18 protein-coding genes and 1 other RNA gene are annotated in these 24,289 nt (G+C 64.1%); 10 read left to right on the forward strand and 9 right to left on the reverse strand.

Features of this window, described 5'->3' with window-relative positions; genetic code table 11:
* The first annotated feature begins 3 nt into the window (after window positions 1-3).
* The 6 genes from CWR53_RS14920 to CWR53_RS14945 all read left to right on the forward strand — a co-directional run bounded on the left by CWR53_RS14920 (window position 4) and on the right by CWR53_RS14945 (window position 6,419).
* Window positions 4-2,475, forward strand: a complete 2,472-nt coding sequence (locus tag CWR53_RS14920) for a heavy metal translocating P-type ATPase (protein ID WP_100851955.1) — start codon at window positions 4-6, stop codon at window positions 2,473-2,475.
* Window positions 2,457-2,669, forward strand: coding sequence for a cbb3-type cytochrome oxidase assembly protein CcoS (ccoS, locus tag CWR53_RS14925; protein ID WP_100851956.1), 213 nt, complete (start codon window positions 2,457-2,459; stop codon window positions 2,667-2,669). The genes CWR53_RS14920 and ccoS overlap by 19 nt, the downstream gene beginning before the upstream one ends.
* Window positions 2,662-3,345 carry a sulfite exporter TauE/SafE family protein gene (locus tag CWR53_RS14930; protein WP_100851957.1) on the forward strand — a complete coding sequence of 228 codons (684 nt, stop codon included), beginning with the start codon at window positions 2,662-2,664 and terminating at the stop codon, window positions 3,343-3,345. The genes ccoS and CWR53_RS14930 overlap by 8 nt, the downstream gene beginning before the upstream one ends.
* 175 nt (window positions 3,346-3,520) lie before the next feature.
* A complete protein-coding gene (gene hemN / locus CWR53_RS14935; RefSeq protein ID WP_058604808.1) occupies window positions 3,521-4,903 on the forward strand; it encodes an oxygen-independent coproporphyrinogen III oxidase in 1,383 nt (460 codons plus the stop codon).
* Window positions 4,904-5,081: 178 nt separating this feature from the next.
* Window positions 5,082-5,816 carry a Crp/Fnr family transcriptional regulator FnrA gene (gene fnrA, locus CWR53_RS14940; protein ID WP_058604807.1) on the forward strand — a complete coding sequence of 245 codons (735 nt, stop codon included), beginning with the start codon at window positions 5,082-5,084 and terminating at the stop codon, window positions 5,814-5,816.
* Window positions 5,817-5,870: 54 nt separating this feature from the next.
* The gene (locus CWR53_RS14945) at window positions 5,871-6,419 is read left to right on the forward strand and encodes an adenine phosphoribosyltransferase (RefSeq protein WP_023535921.1); all 549 of its coding nucleotides are present in this window, start codon (window positions 5,871-5,873) and stop codon (window positions 6,417-6,419) included.
* Between the two features lie 92 nt (window positions 6,420-6,511).
* Here CWR53_RS14945 and recR read toward each other — a convergent pair whose 3' ends face one another.
* From recR to dnaX, 3 genes are all read right to left on the reverse strand, one after another.
* A complete protein-coding gene (gene recR, locus CWR53_RS14950) occupies window positions 6,512-7,114 on the reverse strand; it encodes a recombination mediator RecR (RefSeq protein ID WP_023535938.1) in 603 nt (200 codons plus the stop codon).
* Window positions 7,115-7,239: 125 nt separating this feature from the next.
* Window positions 7,240-7,575 (reverse strand): YbaB/EbfC family nucleoid-associated protein, encoded by a 336-nt coding sequence (locus tag CWR53_RS14955; RefSeq protein ID WP_023535908.1) that lies wholly within the window; start codon window positions 7,573-7,575, stop codon window positions 7,240-7,242.
* 63 nt (window positions 7,576-7,638) lie between these two features.
* Window positions 7,639-9,687 carry a DNA polymerase III subunit gamma/tau gene (gene dnaX, locus CWR53_RS14960; protein WP_100851958.1) on the reverse strand — a complete coding sequence of 683 codons (2,049 nt, stop codon included), beginning with the start codon at window positions 9,685-9,687 and terminating at the stop codon, window positions 7,639-7,641.
* A gap of 119 nt (window positions 9,688-9,806) precedes the next feature.
* On the opposite strand from dnaX, the gene CWR53_RS14965 reads away from it, so the two are divergent.
* A complete protein-coding gene (locus CWR53_RS14965; protein WP_100851959.1) occupies window positions 9,807-10,565 on the forward strand; it encodes an ABC transporter substrate-binding protein in 759 nt (252 codons plus the stop codon).
* A 3-nt stretch (window positions 10,566-10,568) separates the two neighbouring features.
* Here CWR53_RS14965 and CWR53_RS14970 read toward each other — a convergent pair whose 3' ends face one another.
* Window positions 10,569-11,048, reverse strand: coding sequence for a DUF2938 domain-containing protein (locus CWR53_RS14970; protein WP_058638561.1), 480 nt, complete (start codon window positions 11,046-11,048; stop codon window positions 10,569-10,571).
* An 80-nt stretch (window positions 11,049-11,128) separates the two neighbouring features.
* Here CWR53_RS14970 and CWR53_RS14975 point away from each other — a divergent pair, with 80 nt between their 5' ends.
* The gene (locus CWR53_RS14975; RefSeq protein ID WP_100851960.1) at window positions 11,129-11,569 is read left to right on the forward strand and encodes a helix-turn-helix domain-containing protein; all 441 of its coding nucleotides are present in this window, start codon (window positions 11,129-11,131) and stop codon (window positions 11,567-11,569) included.
* Between the two features lie 422 nt (window positions 11,570-11,991).
* On the opposite strand, the gene ffs is transcribed toward CWR53_RS14975, so the two are convergent.
* From ffs to CWR53_RS15000, 5 genes are all read right to left on the reverse strand, one after another.
* An RNA gene (ffs, locus tag CWR53_RS14980) (signal recognition particle sRNA small type) lies at window positions 11,992-12,088 on the reverse strand.
* A 214-nt stretch (window positions 12,089-12,302) separates the two neighbouring features.
* Window positions 12,303-14,633: an NAD-dependent DNA ligase LigA gene (ligA, locus tag CWR53_RS14985; RefSeq protein WP_100851961.1), complete on the reverse strand. Its 2,331-nt coding sequence runs from the start codon at window positions 14,631-14,633 to the stop codon at window positions 12,303-12,305.
* 224 nt (window positions 14,634-14,857) lie between these two features.
* Window positions 14,858-15,748 carry a cell division protein ZipA gene (gene zipA, locus CWR53_RS14990; RefSeq protein WP_058604802.1) on the reverse strand — a complete coding sequence of 297 codons (891 nt, stop codon included), beginning with the start codon at window positions 15,746-15,748 and terminating at the stop codon, window positions 14,858-14,860.
* A gap of 204 nt (window positions 15,749-15,952) precedes the next feature.
* Window positions 15,953-19,444: a chromosome segregation protein SMC gene (smc, locus tag CWR53_RS14995; protein WP_100851962.1), complete on the reverse strand. Its 3,492-nt coding sequence runs from the start codon at window positions 19,442-19,444 to the stop codon at window positions 15,953-15,955.
* Window positions 19,445-19,447: 3 nt separating this feature from the next.
* The gene (locus CWR53_RS15000) at window positions 19,448-20,107 is read right to left on the reverse strand and encodes a GntR family transcriptional regulator (protein ID WP_100851963.1); all 660 of its coding nucleotides are present in this window, start codon (window positions 20,105-20,107) and stop codon (window positions 19,448-19,450) included.
* A gap of 268 nt (window positions 20,108-20,375) precedes the next feature.
* Between CWR53_RS15000 and xdhA the strand changes: the two genes are divergently transcribed.
* Window positions 20,376-21,830 carry a xanthine dehydrogenase small subunit gene (gene xdhA, locus CWR53_RS15005; protein WP_100851964.1) on the forward strand — a complete coding sequence of 485 codons (1,455 nt, stop codon included), beginning with the start codon at window positions 20,376-20,378 and terminating at the stop codon, window positions 21,828-21,830.
* Entirely contained in the window at window positions 21,823-24,219 is a 2,397-nt protein-coding gene (gene xdhB / locus CWR53_RS15010; protein WP_100851965.1) for a xanthine dehydrogenase molybdopterin binding subunit, read from the forward strand. The genes xdhA and xdhB overlap by 8 nt, the downstream gene beginning before the upstream one ends.
* The last annotated feature ends 70 nt before the right edge of the window (window positions 24,220-24,289 follow it).

The raw sequence follows: 24,289 nt of genomic DNA on the forward strand, positions 1-24,289 counted from the left end.
GCGATGACCCAACCCACCCCCTGCTACCACTGCGCACTGCCCGTCCCCGCCGGTCGCGCGTTCACCGCCGTGGTCCTGGGGCAGCCCCGGGCCTTCTGCTGCCCCGGCTGCCAGGCGGTGGCCGAGTCGATCGTGGCCGGGGGCCTTGAGCACTACTACCAGCACCGCAGCGACAACAGCGCCAACCCGCAAGCCCTGCCCCGACAGCTGCAAGACGAGTTGGCGCTATACGACCGCAGCGATGTGCAGCAGCGATTCGTGCGGCACGAGGGCGAGCTGGCCGAAGCCACGTTGTTGGTCGAGGGCGTCAGTTGCGCGGCCTGCGGCTGGCTGATCGACAAGCACCTGCGCAACCTGCCGGGGGTGGCCGAAGCGCGCCTGAACCTGTCCAATCATCGGCTGCTGCTGAGCTGGGACGATCGGCAATTGCCGCTGTCGCAGGTGCTGGCGGCGCTGCGCCGGATTGGCTACGTCGCCCACCCCTATCAGCCGGACCAGGCGGCCGAGCAGTTGAGCCGGGAAAACCGCAGTGCGTTGCGCAGGCTGGGGGTGGCCGGATTGCTGTGGTTCCAGGCGATGATGGCAACCATGGCCACGTGGCCGGAATTCAACATGGACCTGTCCGCCGAGCTGCACACCATCCTGCGCTGGGTGGCCTTGTTCCTCACCATTCCCATCGTTTTCTACAGCTGCGCGCCCTTTTTCAAGGGCGCGGCGCGTGATCTGCGCACCCGCCACCTGACCATGGACCTGTCCGTCTCGCTGGCTATTGCCCTGGCGTTCGGTGCCGGGATCTGGACGGCGGTGACCGGCAGCGGCGAGCTGTATTTCGACACGGTCGGCATGTTCGCCCTGTTTCTCCTGACCGGACGCTACCTGGAACGGCGCGCCCGCGAACGCACGGCCGCCGCGACGGCGCAGCTGGTCAACCTGTTGCCGGCATCCTGCCTGCGTGTCGACGCCCAGGGCCGCAGCGAGCGCATCCTGCTCAGTGAACTGCGCTGCGGGGACAGCGTGCAGGTGTTGCCTGGGTCGGTGATCCCGGCTGACGGGCGCATCGTGCAAGGGCGCTCGAGTGTCGATGAATCGCTGCTGACCGGCGAATACCTGCCCCAACCTCGCCAGGTGGGTGATCGGGTCACAGGTGGCACGCTGAACGTGGAAAGTGCCCTGCATGTGCAGGTGCAAGCCCTGGGCCAGGATTCGCGGTTGTCCGCCATCGTGCGCTTGCTGGAACGCGCCCAGACCGAAAAGCCGCGCCTGGCCCAGATCGCCGACCGCGCCTCCCAGGTGTTCCTGTTGTGTTCACTGCTGGCGGCCGTCGCGATTGGCGTGTGGTGGTGGCAGGTGGAGCCGCAGCGGGCGTTCTGGATCGTGCTGGCCATGCTGGTCGCGACCTGCCCCTGCGCGCTATCGCTAGCCACCCCGACCGCGCTGACGGCGGCGACAGGCACGTTGCACAAGCTGGGCCTGCTGGTCACACGCGGTCATGTGCTGGAGGGCTTGAACCAGATCGACACGGTGATTTTCGACAAGACCGGCACATTGACCGAAGGGCGCCTGACCTTGCGCAGCATCAGGCCGCTGGGCCGTGCGACGGCCGACACCTGCCTGGCCTGGGCCGCAGCCCTGGAACACCGCTCCGAGCATCCCATCGCACGGGCCTTCGGCCAAGTGGCCACGCCGGCCGATGGTGTGCTGGCCGTGCCCGGTCTGGGCCTTGAGGGCGAGGTTGAAGGCCAACGCCTGCGCATAGGCCAGGCGAGCTTCGTCTGCGCTTTGAGCGGCACACCGCCGCCGGCGATACCCGAGCCACGGGGGCAGTGGCTGCTGCTGGGCGACCGCCGCGGCCCGCTGGCCTGGTTCGGGCTGGACGATCGCCTGCGCGAAGACGCCCCTGCCCTGCTCGCCGCCTGCAAGGCCTTTGGCTGGCGTACGGTGCTGTTGTCCGGAGACAGCTCGCCGATGGTCGGCGAGGTGGCCGCGCAACTGGGCATCGACGAGGCCGCCGGCGGCCTCAGGCCCGATGACAAGCTGGCGCGGCTCAAGGCCCTGCAACAGGCCGGGCACAAGGTGCTGATGCTGGGGGACGGGGTCAATGACGTGCCGGTGCTGGCAGCGGCAGACATCAGCATCGCCATGGGCAGTGCCACTGACCTGGCCAAGACCTGCGCCGACGCGGTGCTGCTTTCCAACCGGCTCCAGGCGCTGGTGCAGACGGTCTCGCTGGCGCGGCGCACTCGGCGCATCATCATCGAGAACCTGCTGTGGGCCAGCCTGTACAATGGCCTCATGCTGCCGTTCGCGGCCCTTGGCTGGATCACCCCGGTGTGGGCAGCGGTCGGCATGTCGGTCAGTTCACTGGTGGTGGTGCTCAATGCCCTGCGCCTGACCCGTATGCCTGCTGCTGCGCCTGCCCTGGCCGCGTCAGCACCTACCCCTGCGAGGAACCTGCCATGCCCGCCCTCTATGTGATGATCCCTGCAGCGCTGCTGCTGGTCGGCGTGGCCGTCTACATCTTCTTCTGGGCGGTGGACAGCGGTCAGTACGACGACCTCGAAAGCCCCGCTCACAGCATCCTCTTCGACGATCAGGATCCCCGTCACCAGGCCGCTGTCACGCCTGAACAAACGCCTGACTCCCATCCCGAGCCCCCGACGCGTGGCTGACCTGCTGCCCTTGCTGGGCTCGGCGCTGGTTCTCGGCCTGCTCGGAGGGGGTCACTGCCTAGGCATGTGCGGCGGCCTGATGGGCGCCCTGACCCTGGCCATTCCCCCAGCCCAGCGCGGCCGTCGCCTGCGGCTGCTGGTGGCTTACAACGTCGGGCGTTTGCTCAGCTATACCGTCGCGGGCCTGATGCTCGGTGTGGCGGGCTGGGCGGTGGCCAACAGCCCTGCAGTGCTGGTTTTGCGCACCATGGCCGCCTTGCTGCTGATCGCCATGGGCCTGTACCTGGCCGGTTGGTGGGGCGGACTGACCCGCATCGAGGCCATGGGTCGCGGGCTGTGGCGGCACATCCAGCCGGTGGCGTCGCGCCTGCTTCCGATCTCTAGCCTGCCTCGTGCATTGCTGCTGGGTGCCTTGTGGGGGTGGCTGCCGTGCGGGTTGGTGTACAGCACCTTGTTGTGGGCTGCGAGCCAGGGGAACGCCTTGCACAGCGCAGCCCTGATGGCGGCATTCGGGCTGGGGACCTGGCCCGTGCTGCTGATCACCGGGTTGGCGGCTGGGCGGGTAAACAGGGTGTTGAGACGACGCAGCGTGCGGGTGGCCGGTGGCATGCTCGTGGTGCTATTCGGCCTGTGGACACTGCCCGGGCCTCATCAACACTGGCTGATGGGCCACTGAAGCGCCAGGTGGCGCAGCACATGGCTTATGGCCACTAACCAGCCGTGACGACCGCGCATCGCCTGAGCCAGACGCAGCGCCCTCAGGCCGTTTAGCGCTTGATACAAATCAACACAGATTCCTACAGACATCCCTAGACTCCGGAACATTGCTGCTCTTTCCGGGGACCGCCCTCATGCTCGACGACCTACGTTGGGACACCGACCTGATCCGCCGCTACGATCTGGCCGGCCCACGCTACACCTCCTACCCAACCGCCGTGCAACTGCACAGCGAAGTGGGCTCGTTCGACCTGCTGCACGCCCTGCGCGAAAGCCGGCGGGCCGTGCGCCCGTTGTCGCTGTACGTGCATGTGCCGTTCTGCGCCAACATCTGCTACTACTGCGCATGCAACAAGGTCATCACCAAGGACCGGGCGCGCGCTGCCCCCTACCTGCAACGCCTGGAACAGGAAATCCAGCTGGTGGCTTGCCACATGGACAGCAGGCAGCGTGTGGAGCAGCTGCACTTTGGCGGCGGCACCCCGACCTTCCTGAGCCACGTAGAGCTGCGTCAGCTGATGGCCACGCTGCGCCAGCACTTCAGCCTGCTCGATGACGATTCCGGCGACTATGGCATCGAAATCGACCCGCGCGAGGCGGACTGGTCGACCATGGGCCTGCTGCGTGAGCTGGGCTTCAATCGCGTCAGCCTCGGCGTGCAGGACCTGGACCCGGCCGTGCAACGCGCCGTCAACCGCCTGCAGAGCCTGGAGCAGACGCGGACCTTGATCGAGGCGGCTCGTACCTTGCAGTTCCGCTCGGTGAACCTGGACCTGATCTACGGACTGCCGCGCCAGACGCCCGAAGGGTTCGCCCGCACCGTTGAGGAAGTGATCCGCCTGCAGCCCGATCGCCTGTCGGTCTTCAACTACGCCCACCTGCCTGAACGGTTCATGCCGCAACGGCGCATCGAAGCCGGGGAGCTGCCCAGTGCAGCGGCCAAGCTGGACATGCTGCACGCCACCATCGAGCAACTGACCGCTGCCGGCTACCGCTACATCGGCATGGACCACTTCGCCCTGCCCGATGACGAACTGGCCGTCGCCCAGGAGGAAGGCACGCTCCAGCGTAACTTCCAGGGCTACACCACCCATGGGCACTGCGACCTGATCGGCCTGGGCGTATCGGCGATCAGCCAGATCGGCGATCTGTACTGCCAGAACAGCAGCGACCTCGCCACCTACCAGGACAGCCTGTCCAACGCCCAGCTCGCCACCCAGCGTGGCCTGCTGTGCACCCCCGACGACCGCCTGCGCCGGGCGGTCATCCAGCAGCTGATCTGCCACTTCGAGCTGGACTTCGAGCCGATCGAACAAGCATTCGCCGTCGATTTTCGTGGCTATTTCAACGACCTGTGGCCGGAGCTTCTGACCTTGCAGCGCGACGGCCTGATTCGCCTGGACGACAAGGGCATTCGGATCCTGCCGGCTGGGCGACTGCTGGCCCGCGCGGTGTGCATGGTCTTCGATGCCTACCTGGCCATGCACAATCGCCAACGGTTCTCCCGTGTGATCTGAGCGAGACATTTGGCCGCACTTACCACGCCCCGGCCATGTGGCTCTTGGCACACAGGCGATCGGGCAATGCGCTGGCGGGTCTGACAGGTCATCCTGCTGGTCGCGGCCACTGGCCTACACCCTATGTCGTGGGTTACCCTTACGACTTATGTGTGCTTTCCCACAAGGATCGAGTCAAATGTCCGAGCCAGTCAAACTGCGCCCACACAGCCAGGCCCATTGCAAGGATTGCAGCCTGGCCCCCCTGTGCCTGCCCCTTTCACTCAACCTGGAAGACATGGACGCACTGGACGAAATCGTCAAGCGAGGTCGCCCTCTCAAGAAAGGCGAGTTCCTGTTCCGCCAGGGGGATAATTTTGGCTCGGTCTATGCCGTACGCTCCGGCGCCCTGAAAACGTTCAGCCTGAGCGACAGCGGCGAAGAGCAGATCACCGGTTTCCACCTGCCCAGCGAGCTGGTGGGCCTGTCCGGCATGGACACCGAGGCGTACCCGGTGTCGGCCCAGGCCCAGGAAACCACATCCGTTTGCGAGATTCCGTTCGAGCGCCTGGATGAGCTGTCGGTGCAGTTGCCGCAGCTGCGTCGCCAGCTGATGCGCGTGATGAGCCGCGAAATTCGCGACGATCAGCAGATGATGCTGCTGCTGTCGAAGAAGACCGCCGATGAGCGCATCGCGACGTTTCTGGTCAACCTGTCGGCGCGCTTTCGCGCCCGGGGTTATTCGGCCAACCAGTTCCGCCTGAGCATGTCGCGCAACGAGATGGGCAACTACCTGGGTCTGGCGGTGGAAACCGTGTCGCGCGTGTTCACCCGCTTCCAGCACAATGGCCTGCTGCGCGCCGAAGGCAAGGAAGTGCATATCCTCGACCCGATCCAGCTTTGCGCGCTGGCCGGTGGGGCAATGGAGGCCTGAGGGCCGCATTAGCAGGTATACTGGGCCATTCGTTTTCCCAGGATACCTGCAACAATGCACAGCGACGCCTTCGACCTCAAAGCCCTGATCCGTCCGGTAGTGGACTTCCCCAAGCCGGGCGTGATCTTCCGCGACATCACCCCACTGTTCCAGTCGCCGCGCGGGCTGCGCTATGTGGCCGATCAGTTCATCGAGCGCTATGTCGAGGCCGAGTTCAGCCACATCGGCGCCATGGACGCGCGTGGTTTTCTGATCGGCTCGATCATCGCCCACCAGCTGAACAAACCCCTGATCCTGTTCCGCAAGCAAGGCAAGCTGCCCGCTGACGTGCTCAGCGAGGGGTACCAGACCGAGTACGGCGAAGCCTTCCTAGAAGTGCACGCCGACAGCCTGTGCGAGGGCGACTCGGTACTGATCTTCGACGACCTGATCGCCACCGGCGGTACGCTCCTGGCCGCCGCCAACCTGGTGCGCCGTACGGGTGCGCAGGTGTTCGAAGCGGCAGCCATCATCGACCTCCCCGAGCTGGACGGCTCGCGCCGCTTGCAGGCGGCGGGCGTACCGACCTTCTGCCTGACCGAGTTTTCCCTCAGCGAGCGCTGAGGGGGGACGGATGGGCGGCGATGGGGTGCGGGATCAGCTTCGCCGCTGGAACCCCTATGTCACGGCACTGCCAGTCGAACCCGATCGCTGCCTCAGAGCGAAATAGGACGACGCCCTGCAAAGGCATGGGCCAGCGTGCCGCCGTCCACCAGCTCCAGCTCGCCGCCCAAGGGCACGCCATGGGCGATACGCGAGGCGACCAGACCCTTTTCAGCCAGCAACTGGGCAATGTAGTGCGCCGTGGCTTCACCTTCCACCGTGGGGTTGGTGGCAAGAATGACTTCGGTGAAGGTGCCCTGCTCCTGGATGCGTGCCATCAGCTGGGGAATGCCGATCGCCTCCGGGCCCAGTCCGTCGAGCGGCGACAGATGCCCCTTGAGCACGAAATAACGCCCGCGATAGCCAGCCTGCTCGACGGCATAGACATCCGTCGGGCCTTCGACCACGCACAGTTGCGTGTCGTCACGCCGTGGGTCGGCGCACTGGGGGCAGAGGTCCTGTTCGGTCAGGGTGCGGCATTGACGGCAATGCCCTACCCCTTCCATGGCCTGGGTCAGCGCCTGGGCGAGCCGCAGCCCCCCGCTGCGGTCACGCTCCAGCAATTGCAGGGCCATGCGCTGTGCCGTTTTCTGGCCAACGCCGGGCAGAATGCGCAAGCCGTCGATCAGCTGGCGGATGAGAGGACTGAAGCTCATGGGAAACGCCTGACAAGTCATTAAGAGGCGGTTTATACCCACCATGGGGAGTGGCGTCAAATCGGCACGGCGGCCATAAAAAAACCGCCGCTGTTACCAGCGACGGTTCGTCGGCACGCAAATGCTCAGAACGGCATCTTGAAGCCTGGCGGCAGTTGCATGCCAGCGGTCATGCCGCCCATCTTTTCCTGGCTGCTCTGTTCGATCTTGCGCACGGCATCGTTCAGGGCTGCAGCGATCAGGTCTTCGAGCACTTCCTTGTCGTCTTCTTCGGTCGACATCAGGCTCTGGTCGATGCTCACGCGCTTGACGTCGTGGCGGCCGGTCATCACCACGCTGACCAGGCCACCGCCGGACTGGCCGGTGACTTCTGCGTTGGCCAGCTCTTCCTGCATTTTCTGCATCTTTTCCTGCATCTGCTGGGCCTGCTTCATCAGGCCGGCCATGCCACCTTTCATCATGGGGAATACCTCGATTGGGTCATGTGATGCGGCCTGGCACTAGGCTGGCCGCATGGTTATCCGTTACTGGCCCTGACTGGCCAGGGCCTCTACAGGCTCAATAGTATCGTGCCGCACCTTGGCGCCAAACAGCTTGATCATCTGCTGGATCAGCGGGTCGTGCTCGATCGACGCCTCGGCTTCATGCTGGCGTTCAAGGCGCTTGCGAGCCGCGGCCTGGGCTGGCGTTTCCTGTTCGGGCCGGATCAGCTCGATGCGCAGGTTCAACGTACGCCCCAGGTGCTGGTTGAGCGCCTCGTTCAGGCGCCTTTGCTGGGTGGCGTTGAACAACGCGCCTTGCCCCGGGTCCAGGTGCAGGAGCCAGTCATCACCGTCGGCGGCGATCAACGTGCAGTTGGCCGCGATGTTGCCCGTCATACCAGAGACAGGCAACTGCGGGAACAATTCCAGCCATTGCAAGGCCAGCCCGGTCGCCGGCTTGGCAGCGGGCAGTGGCTCGGCGGCGACCTGGGGCTGCTCCTGGACGTGCTCGGCCAGCTCGTCGAGGTAGCTGAAGCCCACCGGATCGCTTTCGCCAGCGTAGTAGTCTTCGTCGAGCGGCGGCTCATCGTCGCGGTCCATGCCCACGGACGCGTACGCACCTGGATCGAACGGGGGCACGCCATCGTGGGCTGACGCCTGTTGGGCAGGCGCAGGTTTTGCAGCAACGGGTGCTGGGGCCGGCTGAGGCTCCGGCACGGCCGGTGCGGCAGGTTCTTCCCATGGCAGATCGACAACCGGCGCAACGGGCTCAGGCACCGAAATGGCGGTGATTTCTGCCTCGAGTTCGCGGTCACGCTCAGCTTCGGGTTCATGGTCGGCCGTTGCCGGCGCAGGCACCTCGATCACGGGCGCTGACGGCGCCGACGCAACCGGTTCGCTTACCGGTTGGGCAACCGCTGCCGGGGGCGCCACCGGCTCGACGGAATCAGCTGTGGCCTGGCTGATCCCCACTGGCTTTAGCACCGGCCTTGGGGCCCCGTCCGCATCGGCCGGGCGGAACGCCAGCATGCGCAGCAGTACCATTTCGAAGCCACCACGCGGGTCGGGCGCCAAGGGCAGGTCACGCCGCCCTACCAGGCCCATCTGGTAATAGAACTGTACGTCTTCGGCCGGCAAGGCAGCAGCCAGGGCCAGCACGCGCTCCCGGTCACCCTGGCCGTTGTCCACCGCCTCGGGCAAGGCTTGGGCAATGGCCACACGGTGCAGCACGTTGAGCATTTCGGCCAGCACCCCGGCCCAGTCCGGGCCCTGCTCGGCCAGGTTGCGCACGGCTTCGAGCAATGCGCGTGCATCCCCTTCGAGCAATGCCTGCAGTACCCCGTATACCTGGCCATGGTCCAGGCTGCCGAGCATGGCGCGCACATCAGCGGCCAGCACCTTGCCTTCACCGAAGGCGATGGCCTGGTCGGTCAGGCTCATGGCATCGCGCATCGAGCCGTCGGCCGCACGGCCGAGCAACCACAGCGCATCGGCTTCGAACGGCACGTTCTCGGCCTCGAGCACGTGGCTCAGGTGCTCGACCACACGCTCCGGGCTCATGTTCTTCAAGGAGAACTGAAGACAGCGCGACAGAATGGTAGCCGGCAGTTTCTGCGGGTCGGTGGTGGCGAGGATGAACTTGACGTAGGGCGGTGGTTCTTCCAGCGTCTTGAGCAACGCGTTGAAGGAATGGGTCGAGAGCATGTGCACTTCGTCGATCAGGTAGACCTTGAAGCGACCACGGCTCGGCGCGTACTGGACATTGTCCAGCAGCTCGCGGGTATCCTCGACCTTGGTACGGCTGGCGGCGTCGATCTCGATCAGGTCGACGAAACGCCCTTCATCGATTTCCCGGCAGACCGAGCAGGTACCGCAGGGCGTGGAGGTAATGCCGGTTTCGCAGTTCAGGCATTTGGCGATGATGCGCGCGATGGTAGTCTTGCCTACACCGCGCGTGCCGGTGAACAGGTAGGCATGGTGCAGGCGCTGGTTGTCCAGCGCGTTGATCAAGGCCTTGAGCACATGGGCCTGGCCGACCATTTCGCGAAACGAGCGCGGACGCCATTTACGTGCAAGAACCTGATAACTCATCGAAAAACCATCGTAGCCTGATCGAGCGGAAGATCGCTAATGCTAGCGGAGCGGGGGCAAAATTGCACTGCCTGACTGGCCGGGCGCGACGATGGACAGCGGATCATGGAGGACCTGCGGTGCGGACCCTGCTGACTTTGCTTCTTTTCTGGTCGGCTCACAGCCTGGCTGAACAGCCGGTACTGCGTTTTTCGGTGGCCGAGAGCTGGAGCATGCCGCTGATTCGCATCGAGAACGGCCAGCCGGTCGAGGGCCTGTTGTTCGATGTGATGCAGGCGGCCGCCAAGCAAGCCGGTGTACGCGCCGAATATCATGTAATGGCTCGAATGCGCCTCGAGGAGGCGATGAACCAGGGTGATATCGATGTACGTTGCTATGTCAGCGATCAGTGGCTGATGGCACGGCCGAAGGACTTCATCTGGAGCGTGCCGCTGATTCACCAGCGCGATGTGCTGGTAGGCCGCATAGGCGAAGGCGGCCCGATTTCGCCGCAACGGTTGTCACCCCAGCCCATCGGCACCGTCCTGGGCTACACCTACACCACGCTTGAACCCCTGCTGGCGGCACACCGCCTTTACCGGGAGGATAGCCGCAGCCAGGAGCTGGCCCTGCAGAAGCTGCAAGCGGGACGGTACCGCTATGCCGTCAGCAACCAACTGTCACTGCGGTGGTTCAACCATCAGCGCCATGCGCAACTGCAGCCACTGGCGGTGCTGGACGAACAGGACCTGGGCTGCCTGGTACGCAACGACCCTGACATACCCGCCCAAGCGCTTCTGCGCGCATTGGTGCGCCTCAAGCAGAGCGGGGAGATGGAGCGCTTGCTGCAACGCTACGGCAGCACCGAAGAGCCCCAACCCGCCGGGACGGGCACCTGACACCTACAGCGCCAAAGCCGTCACGTACATCCCGATACCGAATACCAGGTGGTTCACCAGGCTCTTGAACCGCGCGCGCCAGGGGCTGGGCGTGCGTGAAGCAAAAAAGCCCATGCCCATGGCAGGCTGCATCAGGCACAGGGGCGCCAGTACCGTACCTGCGCCCACGGCCAATGCCGGCCACAGGGTCGGGGCGCTCAGCCAGGGGGTGCCCGCCGTGATGACCAGCAGCATCGCGAACGCCACGCCAATGACGTAGTGCAGCGTCCAGCCCAAGATCCGCTCATGTTTGATGGGCGGGGCCTGACGGATTGCCTGGTGGCGCCAGCGCCCTCGCAGTGCATGCCCCGCCCAGCGACCCACCAAGGCGTAATCGAGCGTGCTAACGCCCAGGCGCCTGGAGACCGCCGACCAGCCGTCCATGACCAGTGTGGCCCCGACGCCGATGCCTATTGCTGCAATCCACTGTTCGCTGATGCCCATGACGCTCCCTCTGATTTGACGTTGTCGGATACGCCGGGCAGCATGCAAGTTGAAGTCAACTTCAAGTCAAGGGCTTGCACATGGACATTGCCGATGTGGCGAGGCGCACGGGCGTGCCGTCTTCGACGCTGCGTTATTACCAGAAGAAGGGACTGCTCACGGCGCGTGGCGAGCCTGGCCAACGCCGGCAGTTTTCGGCTGACGTGGCGCAAAGGCTCGCATTGATAGCGCTGGGCCAGGCCGCCGGTTTTTCGCTGGACGAAATCAGCACCCTGCTGGTGGACATGAAGGTCGACCGGGGTCAACTGCTGGCCAAGGCCGATGAGCTCGATAGCCGGATCAAGACGTTGCAGGCCATGAGCAAAGGCTTGCGCCACGCGGCTGAGTGCCCTGCCGACGATCATCTGGCTTGCCCGAGGTTTCGCCGGTTGATGGCAGTGGCCTCAGCACGGTCAGCACCTTCGAATGTATTGCGCGGCTTGAAAGGGGCAACCCCTTCAGCGGGCAAACCTAGGTGCTGAATACTGCCGACAACTGCCAGTCGGTTTCACCTGCATACCCCCTGAGTGCAACGCCCGAAGCGCTGTGTACTCAAGCCTCAATGCACCGCGAGGCAACATGGCATAATGATATTAATGATGGAGCGAAGCGCTGATCATTCAACATTCATTATCGACAAGGAAATCTTGATGCTGTCTCGCATCAAGCTGTTCGCTACTGCCATCAGCCTCGCCATTTTAACGGGCTGCGCCTCCATCTGCAGAAGTGCAAGTTGGCAAAATCGCAGTAACGCCAGCACCTGATGCTGCGTGTGCGATAGTGTGCGCAGCGTTAGAGCCAGTATTCGCAAGGTGGTGTTCGGGCTGCACTTACGACAGAAACGGCAAAGCCTGAGTGGCCAAGCGCTTGGCCTTGGAGAATTCAGGGCCTGAAATGGAGGCGGCCCCGCCAGCCACACCCCGGCACTCGATGTTCCCGCTATGGCTGCTCCCTTCCGGGCCTGACCAGGTTAACGGGTAATCAATGCGGGAGGACCGACAGGGCCACCACTACATGTCTCGCTGAACAGCGAGTGGCGCCATTGTACCGGTCCTGAGCCCAGATACAACCTCTGCAGCAGAAAAAGTCATCATTTCTCAATGACTTGTCTGGCTAGCGCGCGCCACGCGGTCAAACACCTCGACAGCCACCCCCGCACGCCAAGATGGCCAAGTGCCGGCAATCACGCACCGGGCCATCACGGCTCCAGGGTTATCAGACCTCGATGCCCTGCTGGGCAAGAAACGCCACGAACGCCTCTTCATCGAGCACCTTCACGCCCAGCTCGCTGGCCTTGGCCAGCTTCGACCCGGCACCCGGCCCTGCCACCACGCAGTGGGTCTTGCCAGAAACGGACCCCGCCACTTTCGCCCCCAGGCCTTCGAGCTTCTCCTTGGCGATGTCGCGGCTCATGCGTTCCAGGGAGCCGGTCAGCACCCACGTTTGGCCCGCCAGAGGCAGCCCCTCGGCCACCTTCTTCTCACTGCGCCAGTGCATGCCGAAGGCCAGCAGCTGCGCCTCGATGGCATGGGCCAGACGCTGGTTGGCTTCATCCCTGAAGAACGCGCGTACAGCCTCTGCCTGGCGCGTATTGAGCGCCTGGCGCAGGTCGATGCCGTCGGCGGCGATGATCTTGTCCAGGCTGTCCAGGCGCGCCACCAGCTTTTGCGCGCCGGTAGGCCCTACCGAGGGGATGTCGAGTTTGGCGAGCATGTCAGCCAGGGTGGTACTGGCGGCGAACTCCGCGGCCAGTTCGCCTTCGTCCTGCAACTGCATGCCGCTGTCCAGCAACTGGCGGATGACCTTCTGGTTGTGTTCGTCTTCAAAGAAGTTGTGTATCTCATGGGCCACTTCCAGGCCAATGTCCGGCAGATAAGTGAGCACCTGCGGCAATGCCTGTTGCACGCGCGACAGGCTGCCCAGTGAGCGGGCCAGCACCTTGGCGGTTTCTTCACCGACATCGGGAATGCCCAGGGCATAGATGAAGCGGGCAAGGGTCGGCTGCTTGCTGGCGGCGATGGCATCAAGCAGCTTGCGGCTGGAGACTTCGGCAAAACCTTCGAGGCCGACGATTTGGTCGAACGTGAGCGCGTAAAGGTCGGCAGGTGAAGCAATCAGGCCCTCGTCCACCAACTGCTCCACGCTTTTTTCACCCAGCCCGTCGATGTCCATGGCCCGGCGCGACACGTAGTGGATGATCGCCTGCTTGAGCTGCGCCCCACAGGCCAGGCGGCCGACGCAGCGGTACACGGCCCCCTCGCTGGTCACTTCCCTGCCCTTGCTGCGCTTGACCAGCTGGGTGCGCTCCACATGCGAGCCGCACACCGGGCACTGGCTGGGCACCTGCACTTCACGCGCCCCTTCCGGGCGACGCTCCAGCACCACCTGCATCACCTGCGGGATCACGTCGCCTGCGCGGCGGATGATGACCGTATCGCCAATGCGCAAGCCCAGGCGGGCGATCTCGTCCATGTTGTGCAAGGTGGCATTGGACACCGTGACACCGGCGACCTTGACCGGCTTCAGGCGGGCGACTGGGGTGACCGCGCCCGTACGCCCTACCTGGAACTCCACGTCCAGCACCTCGGTGAGCTCCTCCATCGCCGGGAATTTATGGGCGATGGCCCAGCGCGGTTCCCGGGCACGGAAACCCAGCTCACGCTGTGCGGCCAGGCTGTTGACCTTGAACACTACGCCATCGATCTCGTAAGGCAGGCTGTTACGCCGCTCGCCGATGTCGCGGTAATAGTCCAGACACTGCTCGATGCCGGCTGCGTGCTTGAGCTCGCGACTGATCGGCAACCCCCATGTCTTGAGCTGCTCCAGCGTGGCGATATGGCTGTCGGCCACAGGTGCGGACACCTGACCGACACCGTAGCAGCAGAATTCCAGCGGGCGACTGGCAGTGATCTTGGAGTCCAGCTGACGCAGGCTGCCTGCCGCGGCATTGCGCGGGTTGGCGAAGGTCTTGCCGCCGAGGTCGGCCTGGGACGCATTGAGCCGGTCGAAGCCGGCCTTGCTCATGAACACCTCGCCCCGCACTTCCAGCACCGCAGGCCAGCCTTGCCCGTGCAGCTTCAAGGGAATGTTGCGCACGGTACGCACGTTGGCGCTGATGTCCTCACCCGTGGTGCCGTCGCCTCGCGTGGCACCCTGCACCAGGTGACCGTCACGGTAGAGCAGGCTGACCGCCAGGCCATCGAGCTTGGGCTCGCAGCTGAAATCCACCGCGCCTGGCTGGTCCAGTCCTTCCGTCACGCGGCGACCGAACTCGCGCAGATCGTCTTCTTCGAAGGCATTGCCCAGGCTGAGCATGGGGACCTCATGACGAACCTGGCTGAATGCGGCAAGGGCCGCCCCACCTACCCGCTGGGTGGGCGAGTCGGGCGTGACCAGGTGGGGATGCTCGGCCTCCAGCGCCTTGAGTTCGTTGAACAGCCGGTCGTACTCGGCGTCGGGCACGCTGGGTTCGTCCAGCACATAGTAGCGGTAGTTGTGCTGGTCGAGTTCGGCACGCAGTTCGTGGATGCGGGTTTCAGCGGTCATTTTGAGCTTCTCTTGCAAAACGAAAGAGCAGCCTGGCAGCCTCTGGAGAGCCAGGTCTCGTCATCGCCTTGTGACTTAGGCAGCGAGCCCGCTCCACGGTTTCGCCACAGCCTTCAAAGGCTGCGGTGAAACCGTGAAGCGGGCTCGCTTGCCGAAAGCCGAGTCGATGAGCAAGAGGCCTGAACCGACCAGCACGCCCCGAGGCTGCTCTTCGTCTGGATTTATCAGCGCTTCTGGGTCAGGGCACGGCGCTCGAATTCCACGATGCGCTGGCGGTAGTGTTCGATGGTCTGCGCCGTCAACACGCTGCGCTGGTCATCCTTGAGTTCACCGTTGAGCTCATGGGCCAGCTTGCGCGCTGCCGCCACCATGACGTCGAAGGCCTGCTTCGGATGGCGCGGGCCTGGCAGGCCGAGGAAGAAGCTCACCGCACGCGTGCTGAAATGGTCGATGTCATCCAGGTCGAAGATGCCAGGCTTGACGGCATTGGCCATGGAGAACAGCACTTCGCCGTGACCGGCCATGCTCTCGTGACGGTGGAAGATGTCCATCTCGCCGAACCGCAGGCCACTTTCCAGAATGTTCTGCAGCAACGCCGGGCCCTTGAACCCACCCTCGTCACGGGAAATAACGCTGATCACCAGCACTTCCTCGGCCGGCGGCAGCTCCTTGACGCTGTTGTTGGCCGCTGCAGGGGATGGGCTACGCCCCTTGTCCGCCGCGAAGTCGTCCTCGTCGTCGATCACGATATCCGCTTCACGGGAAGGCGCGCTGAAGCCTGCGTCAACGCGCGGCGCTTCTGCAGCCGCCGGGCGTTTTGGCCACTTGCTGACCTTGGCAGGTTTGGGTTCGCGCTCACGGTCCCGGTCCGAGGCACTGAGCGACGGAAGATCACTTTCGTCCAGCTCAGGCTCCCTGTGGGTGTCGAGCACGCGGGGTGGGCCGAGCACTTCGGCACCACCGCCTTCATCGTCCGCCGCATTGGCATAACTGCGGTCCAGACGGAATTTCAACTTCCCCTTGCCGCCGCGCATACGGCGCCAGCCGTCGAAAAGAATGCCGGCAATGACAATGATGCCGATAAGGATCAGCCACTCGCGCAGACCGATTTCCATGTAATCCCGTGCCTCTAATAAATATGCTGAAAACAAAGGCTTCAAAGGCCTTTAACACGTGGCGCCAAGCCTATGTTCTGACAGGCGTTTTACCCACGCAGAAAACGAGTGACATAAAGCTAGCACGACCAAAGACAACTTTACACCGTCTGTCTCACATGACAGGGGCATTTCAATGAAGATTGTGCCGTTCGACCACAGGTTTCACGCATCGACCATCGCCATGGCCGCCTCCACATCCACGGCCACCAGGCGCGAACAGCCCGGCTCGTGCATGGTGACCCCCATCAACTGGTCGGCCATTTCCATGGCGATTTTGTTATGCGTGATGTAAATGAACTGCACGCTCTCACTCATTTCCTTCACCAGCCGGGCATACCGCCCGACGTTGGCATCGTCCAGCGGTGCGTCGACTTCATCGAGCATGCAGAACGGTGCGGGGTTCAACTTGAAGATGGCAAACACCAGCGCCAAGGCGGTCAGTGCTTTTTCGCCACCGGACAGCAGATGAATGGTGCTGTTCTTCTTGCCCGGTGGTCGCGCCATGATCGTCACCCCTGTATCGAGTAGATCTTCGCCCGTCAGTTCCAGATAAGCGCTGCCACCACCGAAAACTTTTGGGAAAAGTGCCTGCAATCCGGCATTTATCTGATCAAAGGTATCTTTGAAGCGGTGGCGGGTTTCTTTGTCGATCTTGCGAATGACGTTTTCGAGCGTCTCCAAAGCTTCGACCAGGTCAGCATCCTGGGCATCGAGGTAGCGCTTGCGCTCGGACTGCTGTTCGTACTCCTCGATGGCGGCCAGGTTGATCGCGCCCAGCCGCTGGATACGGGCATCGAGTTGCTCCAAGGCCTGCTCGGTGCCGGCCTCGGTGGCGTCGGGCTCGACCGTGGCGAGAACGCCCTGCAAGTCGTAACCGTCGGCGAGCAACTGCTCCTGCAATGTGGTACGCCGCACTTCCAGGCCCTGACACTCCAGGCGCAGTTGTTCGAGTTGACCACGCAGCAACTGAGCCTGCTGCTCGGCCTGGGTGCGGCGTTTTTCGGCATCGCGCAGTTCGCGGTCGGCCTCGTCCATTTGCAGACGTGCCTGGCGCATTTCTTCGTCGACACCCATGCGCCGTTCCAGCAACTCTTCGAGCTTGAGCCGCAGCTCCTCCAACGGCGCCTCCCCCTCCTCCAGGTTCAGACTCAGCTGCTCCTGTCGCTCGCTCAGACGGGCCGCTTGCAGTTCCAGGCGTTCCAGGGCCTGACGCGTGGAGTCATGCTGAGCGCGCAGCGACCCCAGGCGCACGGCCAGCTGGTGGGCATGGTCCTTGTGCTGCCTGGCTTCCTGACGAATGCGGTCCAGGCCCTCACGCAGCCGGTCGCGCTGGGCCAGCAGCACTTCGCGCCGATCGGTGTCCTGGGCCATGAGTTCGAGGGCATCCTGCAACAGCAAACGGGCTTCGCCCAGTTGCTCATGCTCGAGGGCGCGCTGCTCGTCGAGCTCAGCCAGCTCTTCTTCCAAACGGCGGCGGCGCAGCGCGACCTGTTCGGCACGGGCACGGTTGGCTGACAAGCTGGCCTTGAGTTCGGCCTGCAGGCGGCTTTCATCCTGGGCGCGACGGCGTACCTGCTCGCGCTGCGCTTCCAGGTGCTGCTGCTGTTCACGCAGGGTGTGCAGCTGCTGGTCAAGCTGCTGCAGGGCGATGTGCTGCTCACGCTGACTGTGCTCGAGCCGTTCGATCTCCTGACCGCGCGCCAGCACCCCGCTTTCACCGCTGCCACCGCGGCGCACACGTAGGCTGTGGCGGGCGACCCAGTAGCCATCGCGGCTGACCAGGCTCTGCCCTTCGCCCAGCGCAGCACGCAAGGTCAAGGCCTCGGCCAGGTCTTCCACGGGCCTGACCTGGCCCAGCCATGGCGCCAGGTCGACGGGGCCCTGTACCTTGTCCAGCAGGCTGCCGGAAGGCACCGCCTGGCTGGCGCAAGCCGCGAGCAGCAGGCTCACATCGCCCTGCTGCAAGCCCGCCAGGTCCAACGGTGCGAAGTCGTCCACCAGCACGGCTTGCAAGTCGGCGCCCAACACGGTTTCCACCGCAAGCTCCCACCCGGGCTCAACGCGCAGCGCTTGTGCCAGGCGAGGGCAGTCTGCCAACCCCTGCCCCTGCAACCATTGGCCCACACCAGCACCTGGGTCCAGGGCTGCCTGCTGCAGGGCTTCCAGCGATGCCAGGCGCCCGCCCAGGCGTTGCACATCACCCTGGGCCTGTTGCTGAGCCAGCCCGGCCTCCTGCAGCGCCTGGCGCACCGTTTCCAGGCGCTCGATAACCTCCTCTTCTTCCAGCTGCAGTGCTTCGAGCGACAACTCGCTGCTGGCCAACTGCTCAACCTGCTCCAGCATGGCCGCGTCTTGCGGGTCTTCGCCCAACTGCACCTGTTCGTCGGTGAGTTTGCGCTGACGCTCGGCCAGGCGCTCCAAGCCGCTTTCCAACTGCTGCAAGCGCGCCTGCTGCACTTCGGCCTGGCGACGCGGTTCAGCCGAGCGACTGTTGAAGGTGTCCCACTGCTCCTGCCAACCGTGCATGCCTGATTCGGCCTCTTCCAGCACGGCAGCGCTTTCTTCGGCAGCCGCCAGGGTCAGCGCCTGCTCGGGCTCGAGCATGGCCAGTTCTTCGCCCAACGTTGCCAGCAGCGTACGGTCATGCCCCAGGTGCGATTCGGTTTCCTGGCGCGTGCGTTCGGCTTCCTTGAAATCGTCCTGCAACTGGCGCAAACGTTGCTGGCCGTGCTGGATGCTTTGCTCGACCCGGGCGATGTCGCCGGCCACCGAGTAGAACCGGGCCTGCACCTGGTTGAAGCGCTCGGACAGCTCATGATGACCGTCACGCAGCCGCTCGATGCTGGCATCGGCATTGCGCTGCTCGGCCACCAGCGCCTCGAAGGACACATCCTGGTTACCGATCACCGACTGACGCTGACGAACCCGTTCGTCCAGCTCGCGCCAGCGCAACGCCGCCAGGCGCGCCTTGAGCTGGCGTTCCTGCGCCTTGTATTCACGGTATTTCTCGGCCGCCTGGGCCTGGCGGTGCAGGCGTTCGAGCTGGCGTTCCAGCTCCTCGCGCAGGTCGGTCAGGCGCGCCAGGTTCTCCTGGGTTCGGCGGATGCGGTTTTCAGTTTCGCGGCGACGTTCCTTGTACTTGGAGATACCCGCCGCTTCCTCGATGAAATTGCGCAGTTCCTCGGGCTTGGCTTCGATCAGCTTGGAGATCATGCCCTGTTCGATGATCGAGTAGCTGCGAGGCCCAAGGCCTGTGCCCAGGAAGATATCGGTGATGTCCCGACGCCGGCACTTGGTGCCATTGAGGTAGTAGCTGTTCTGGCTGTCGCGGGTCACCTTTCGCCGAATCGAGATCTCGGCGTAGGCGGCATACTCGCCCACAAGGGTAGTCTCGCTGTTGTCGAACACCAGTTCGATGCTGGCCTGGCTGACCGGTTTGCGGCCGCTGGAGCCGTTGAAGATGACGTCTGTCATCGACTCGCCGCGCAGGTTCTTTGCCGAACTTTCGCCCATTACCCAGCGTACGGCGTCGATGATGTTGGACTTGCCACAGCCATTGGGGCCCACGACCGCCGCCATGTTGCTTGGGAAGTTGACGGTGGTGGGGTCGACGAAAGACTTGAACCCTGCCAGACGGATGCACTTCAGACGCATCAGTCAGGGCCGGGCCAGCGCCGCCAGTACCAGTTCGCAACTGCGCTGGCCATAGGCGGTGAGTACTTCACGAATGCGCTGCAAGTCGCGCAGCACCACCGCCTCGAGCAAGTGACCGAACAGGCCCAGGTAATCGACCATGTTCGCCTGGCGCTGGTCCAGGGACAGGTAATAGGCGCGGCTCATGGCTGGCTGCAGGTTCTCGACGGTTTCCTGCAGGAACGGGTTGTCGGCGAAGGGGTAGGCAGCACGCATCACCTCGAAGCTCTCGGCCACGAACGCCTCGATGTCGCGTGCGGCATGCGCCACATGAAGACGCTGCTGAATGTCCAGAAACGGGCGCAGTTCGTCTTCGCTGCGCCAGCGTTGTGCAACCGCGTTGCCCAGCAGGATGTAAAACTCGCTCATGAGCGTGCACAGGCTGCGCACGCTGCGCTCATCCAGCTCGGTGACGTGGGCGCCCCGGCGCGGCAAGATCGCCACCAGGTGGCGACGTTCAAGGATCAGCAGCGCTTCGCGCACCGAACCCCGGCTGACGTTGAGCGCCTGGGTCACCTTCTGCTCCTGGATACGCTCTGCAGGCGCCAGTTCGCCGCGGATGATGCGCTCGGCCAGGTAATCGGCAATCTGCTCGGCGAGGCTGTCCGGGGCCTTGAACGTCATGGTTTTCCTTCAAATCACTGAACGGGACACAAGGGGGCGGATTGTAGCCTACTTGCCCCCGGGAAGCGCAGCGGTGTATCGGGGTTTATTTGACCACCCGGACAGCTGCCGGGCCGGCGCGATCTATGCTTGGTGCAAGCATCATCAACCAGGGTGGGCCGGCCGCCGGACGATTTCCTGACCTCTGAGTCAGAAAAACATTGACCCGCGCGACAGGTGTTGCTTAGAGTCGGCCCAACAACAATAAAACCATTGCGAGGCCATCCCCGTGATCCAGTTTCTCGTCAACCAGGAGCTGCGCAGCGAGCACGCCCTGGACCCGAACATGACCGTGCTGCAATACCTGCGCGAGCAGTTGGGCAAACCCGGCACCAAAGAGGGCTGCGCCAGCGGTGACTGCGGCGCCTGCACCGTGGTGATCGGTGAACTGACCCAGGACGACGCCGGCAACGATGCCTTGCGCTATCGCAGCCTCAATTCCTGCCTGACATTCGTGTCCAGCCTGCACGGCAAGCAGCTGATCAGCGTCGAAGGCCTCAAGCACCAAGGCCAGCTGCACAGCGTGCAGCAAGCCATGGCGGACTGCCATGGATCGCAATGCGGTTTCTGTACGCCAGGCTTTGTGATGTCGTTGTTCGCCCTGCAAAAGAACAGTCAAGGTGCCGACGTGCATCAGGCCCAGGAAGCACTGGCCGGCAACCTGTGCCGCTGCACGGGTTACCGGCCCATCCTTGACGCCGCCCAGCAGAGCTGCCGGCAGCCCTGCCGCGACCAGTTCGATGCCCAGCAAGCGCAGACCATCGCCCGCCTCAAGGCCATTGCACCGTCGCAGACCGGCGAGCTGAACAGTGGCGACAAACGTTGCCTGGTTCCGCTGACCGTCGCCGACCTGGCCGAGCTGTACAGTTCGCACCCCGAAGCCCGGTTGCTGGCAGGCGGTACCGACCTGGCGCTGGAAGTCACGCAGATGCACAAGACCCTGCCAGTGATGATCTACGTGGGGCATGTGGCCGAGCTCAAGCGGATCGAGCAGACCGCCACCCATCTTGAAATCGGTGCCGCTACCCCGCTCACTGACTGCTACCAGGCGTTGAACGCCCAATACCCGGACTTCGGGGCGCTGCTGCATCGCTTCGCTTCGCTGCAGATCCGCAACCAGGGCACCCTGGGCGGCAACATCGGCAACGCTTCGCCCATCGGCGACTCACCGCCCTTGTTGATCGCGCTGGACGCCCAGGTGGTCCTGCGCCAGGGCGAGCGCCAGCGCACGATGCCGCTGGAAGCCTATTTCATCGACTACCGCATCACCGCCCGGCAGGACAGCGAGTTCATCGAGAAGATCCTGGTACCCCTCGCCCGGCACGACTGGACGTTCCGCGCCTATAAAATTTCCAAGCGCCTGGACGATGATATCTCGGCGGTGTGCGCAGCGTTCAACCTGAGCATCGAGCACGGGGTGGTCAGCGGCGCACGCATCGCCTTCGGCGGCATGGCGGCCATCCCCAAGCGCGCCCGTGCCTGCGAGGCGGCGTTGCTGGGCCAACCCTGGAACAAGGCCAGCGTGGAGCGCGCCTGCCAGGCCCTGGCCGAGGACTTCACCCCGCTCAGCGACTTCCGCGCCAGCCAGCAATACCGCCTGCTCACCGCGCAGAACCTGCTGCGCAAGTACTTCATCGAACTGCAAACGCCGCACATCGAAACCCGGGTGACCGCTTATGTCTAACCATCATGTGCCCAAAAGCCAGGCCGAAATGGCCGACCTGTTCCGTCAGGACCTGACCACCGGGGTCGGGCGCAGCGTCAAGCACGACAGCGCCGACAAGCACGTGTCCGGCGAAGCGCTGTACATCGACGACCGACTGGAATTCCCCAACCAGCTGCACGTCTATGCACGTACCGCAGACCGTGCCCATGCGCGCATCCTGCGCATCGACACCACGCCCTGTTACGCCTTCGAAGGGGTGCGCCTTGCGATCACCCATCAGGACATTCCTGGGCTCAAGGACATCGGACCGGTGGTGGCAGGCGATCCCTTGCTGGCCATCGACAAGGTCGAGTTCTTCGGCCAGCCGGTCCTGGCCGTGGCCGCACGTGACCTGGACACCGCACGCCGCGCCGCCATGGCCGCCGTCATCGAATACGAGGACCTCGAACCGGTGCTCGATGTGGTCGAGGCGCTGCGCAAGCGGCACTTCGTGCTCGACAGCCACACCCATCAGCGCGGCGACAGCGCCGCAGCCCTGGCCAGCGCCCCGCATCGCCTGCAAGGCACCCTGCACATCGGCGGCCAGGAACACTTCTACCTGGAGACCCAGATTTCCTCGGTGATGCCTACTGAAGACGGCGGCATGATCGTGTACTGCTCCACCCAGAACCCCACTGAGGTGCAGAAACTGGTGGCCGAAGTGCTCGATGTGCCCATGAACAAGGTGGTGCTGGACATGCGCCGCATGGGCGGCGGATTTGGCGGCAAGGAGACCCAGGCCGCGAGCCCGGCTTGCCTGTGCGCCGTCATCGCCCGCCTGACCGGGCAACCGACGAAGATGCGCTTGCCGCGGGTCGAGGACATGACCATGACCGGCAAGCGACACCCCTTCTACGTCGAGTACGACGTGGGCTTCGACGACCAGGGTCGCCTGCACGGCATCAATCTGGACCTGGCCGGCAACTGTGGCTACTCCCCGGACCTGTCCGGCTCGATCGTCGACCGCGCCATGTTCCACTCCGACAACGCCTACTACCTGGGCGATGCCACCGTCCACGGGCACCGCTGCAAGACCAACACCGCGTCGAACACGGCCTACCGGGGCTTTGGCGGGCCGCAAGGCATGGTCGCCATCGAGCAGGTGATGGACCACATCGCCAGACACCTTGGCCGCGACCCGCTGGCCGTGCGCAAGGCCAACTACTATGGCAAGGACGAGCGCAACGTCACCCATTATTACCAGACCGTCGAGCACAACATGCTCGAGGAGATGACCGCCGAGCTTGAAGCCAGCAGTGACTACGCCGAACGGCGGGCGGCCATCGGCCGCTTCAATGCCAGCAGCCCGATCCTGAAAAAAGGCCTGGCGCTGACCCCGGTCAAGTTCGGCATCTCGTTCACCGCCACCTTCCTCAACCAGGCAGGGGCGCTGATCCATATCTACACCGATGGCAGCATCCACCTGAACCACGGCGGCACTGAAATGGGCCAGGGCCTGAACACCAAGGTGGCGCAGGTGGTGGCCCAGGTCTTCCAGGTCGATATCGACCGGATCCAGATCACCGCCACCAACACCGACAAGGTACCCAACACCTCCCCTACCGCCGCTTCCAGTGGTGCTGACTTGAACGGTAAGGCCGCACAGCATGCAGCCGAGATTCTCAAGAAACGTTTGACCGAATTCGCTGCCAGGCACTACCAGGTCACCGAGGAAGACGTGGAGTTCCGTAATGGCCACGTGCGTGTGCGCGACCAGATCGTCAGCTTCGAGCAGTTGGTGCAGCAGGCTTATTTCGGTCAGGTGTCGCTGTCGAGCACCGGGTTCTACCGCACGCCAAAGATCTTCTATGACCGCAGCCAGGCACGGGGGCGCCCCTTCTACTACTACGCCTTCGGCGCGGCCTGCGTGGAAGTGATCGTCGACACCCTGACCGGCGAATACAAGATGTTGCGCGCCGACATCCTGCACGATGTGGGCGACTCGCTGAACCCGGCCATCGACATCGGACAGGTCGAGGGAGGGTTCATCCAGGGCATGGGCTGGCTCACCACCGAGGAGCTGGTGTGGAACGCCAAGGGCAAACTGGTGACCAACGGCCCGGCCAGCTACAAGATTCCAGCGGTGGCCGACATGCCGCTGGACATGCGGGTCAAGCTGGTGGAGAACCGCAAGAACCCGGAGGACACGGTGTTCCATTCCAAGGCCGTGGGCGAGCCGCCGTTCATGCTCGGGATCGCCGCCTGGTGCGCGATCAAGGATGCGGTGGCCAGCCTTGCCGACTACCGCGTGCAACCGAACATAGACGCCCCTGCCACGCCGGAGCGGGTGTTGTGGGGCTGTGAGCAGATGCGCAAGGCGACCACCTTGCAACCTGCGGTGCAGGAACTGGACGCAGTGAACAATTGAAGGTGCGTTGCCTGTTCGGGCCCATTGTCGGCAAGTCGGCGAGAAGCCCCGAACAGGCACCCACAGATGA

It is taken from the genome of Pseudomonas sp. SGAir0191, assembly GCF_002812565.2.
GTDB classification, from domain to species: Bacteria; Pseudomonadota; Gammaproteobacteria; order Pseudomonadales; family Pseudomonadaceae; genus Aquipseudomonas; species Aquipseudomonas parafulva_B.

Excerpts from the sequence above, each read along its gene's own strand:
- ccoS (WP_100851956.1), top strand. The coding sequence starts at position 2,457 with ATGCCCGCCCTCTATGTGATGATCCCTGCAGCGCTGCTGCTGGTCGGC.
- CWR53_RS14945 (WP_023535921.1), top strand. The coding sequence starts at position 5,871 with ATGCACAGCGACGCCTTCGACCTCAAAGCCCTGATCCGTCCGGTAGTG.
- ligA (WP_100851961.1), bottom strand. The coding sequence starts at position 14,633 with ATGACCGCTGAAACCCGCATCCACGAACTGCGTGCCGAACTCGACCAG.
- recR (WP_023535938.1), bottom strand. The coding sequence starts at position 7,114 with ATGAGCTTCAGTCCTCTCATCCGCCAGCTGATCGACGGCTTGCGCATT.
- fnrA (WP_058604807.1), top strand. The coding sequence starts at position 5,082 with ATGTCCGAGCCAGTCAAACTGCGCCCACACAGCCAGGCCCATTGCAAG.
- dnaX (WP_100851958.1), bottom strand. The coding sequence starts at position 9,687 with ATGAGTTATCAGGTTCTTGCACGTAAATGGCGTCCGCGCTCGTTTCGC.
- CWR53_RS14920 (WP_100851955.1), top strand. The coding sequence starts at position 4 with ATGACCCAACCCACCCCCTGCTACCACTGCGCACTGCCCGTCCCCGCC.
- xdhB (WP_100851965.1), top strand. The coding sequence starts at position 21,823 with ATGTCTAACCATCATGTGCCCAAAAGCCAGGCCGAAATGGCCGACCTG.
- CWR53_RS14975 (WP_100851960.1), top strand. The coding sequence starts at position 11,129 with ATGGACATTGCCGATGTGGCGAGGCGCACGGGCGTGCCGTCTTCGACG.
- CWR53_RS14970 (WP_058638561.1), bottom strand. The coding sequence starts at position 11,048 with ATGGGCATCAGCGAACAGTGGATTGCAGCAATAGGCATCGGCGTCGGG.
- hemN (WP_058604808.1), top strand. The coding sequence starts at position 3,521 with ATGCTCGACGACCTACGTTGGGACACCGACCTGATCCGCCGCTACGAT.
- zipA (WP_058604802.1), bottom strand. The coding sequence starts at position 15,748 with ATGGAAATCGGTCTGCGCGAGTGGCTGATCCTTATCGGCATCATTGTC.
- CWR53_RS14955 (WP_023535908.1), bottom strand. The coding sequence starts at position 7,575 with ATGATGAAAGGTGGCATGGCCGGCCTGATGAAGCAGGCCCAGCAGATG.
- smc (WP_100851962.1), bottom strand. The coding sequence starts at position 19,444 with ATGCGTCTGAAGTGCATCCGTCTGGCAGGGTTCAAGTCTTTCGTCGAC.
- CWR53_RS15000 (WP_100851963.1), bottom strand. The coding sequence starts at position 20,107 with ATGACGTTCAAGGCCCCGGACAGCCTCGCCGAGCAGATTGCCGATTAC.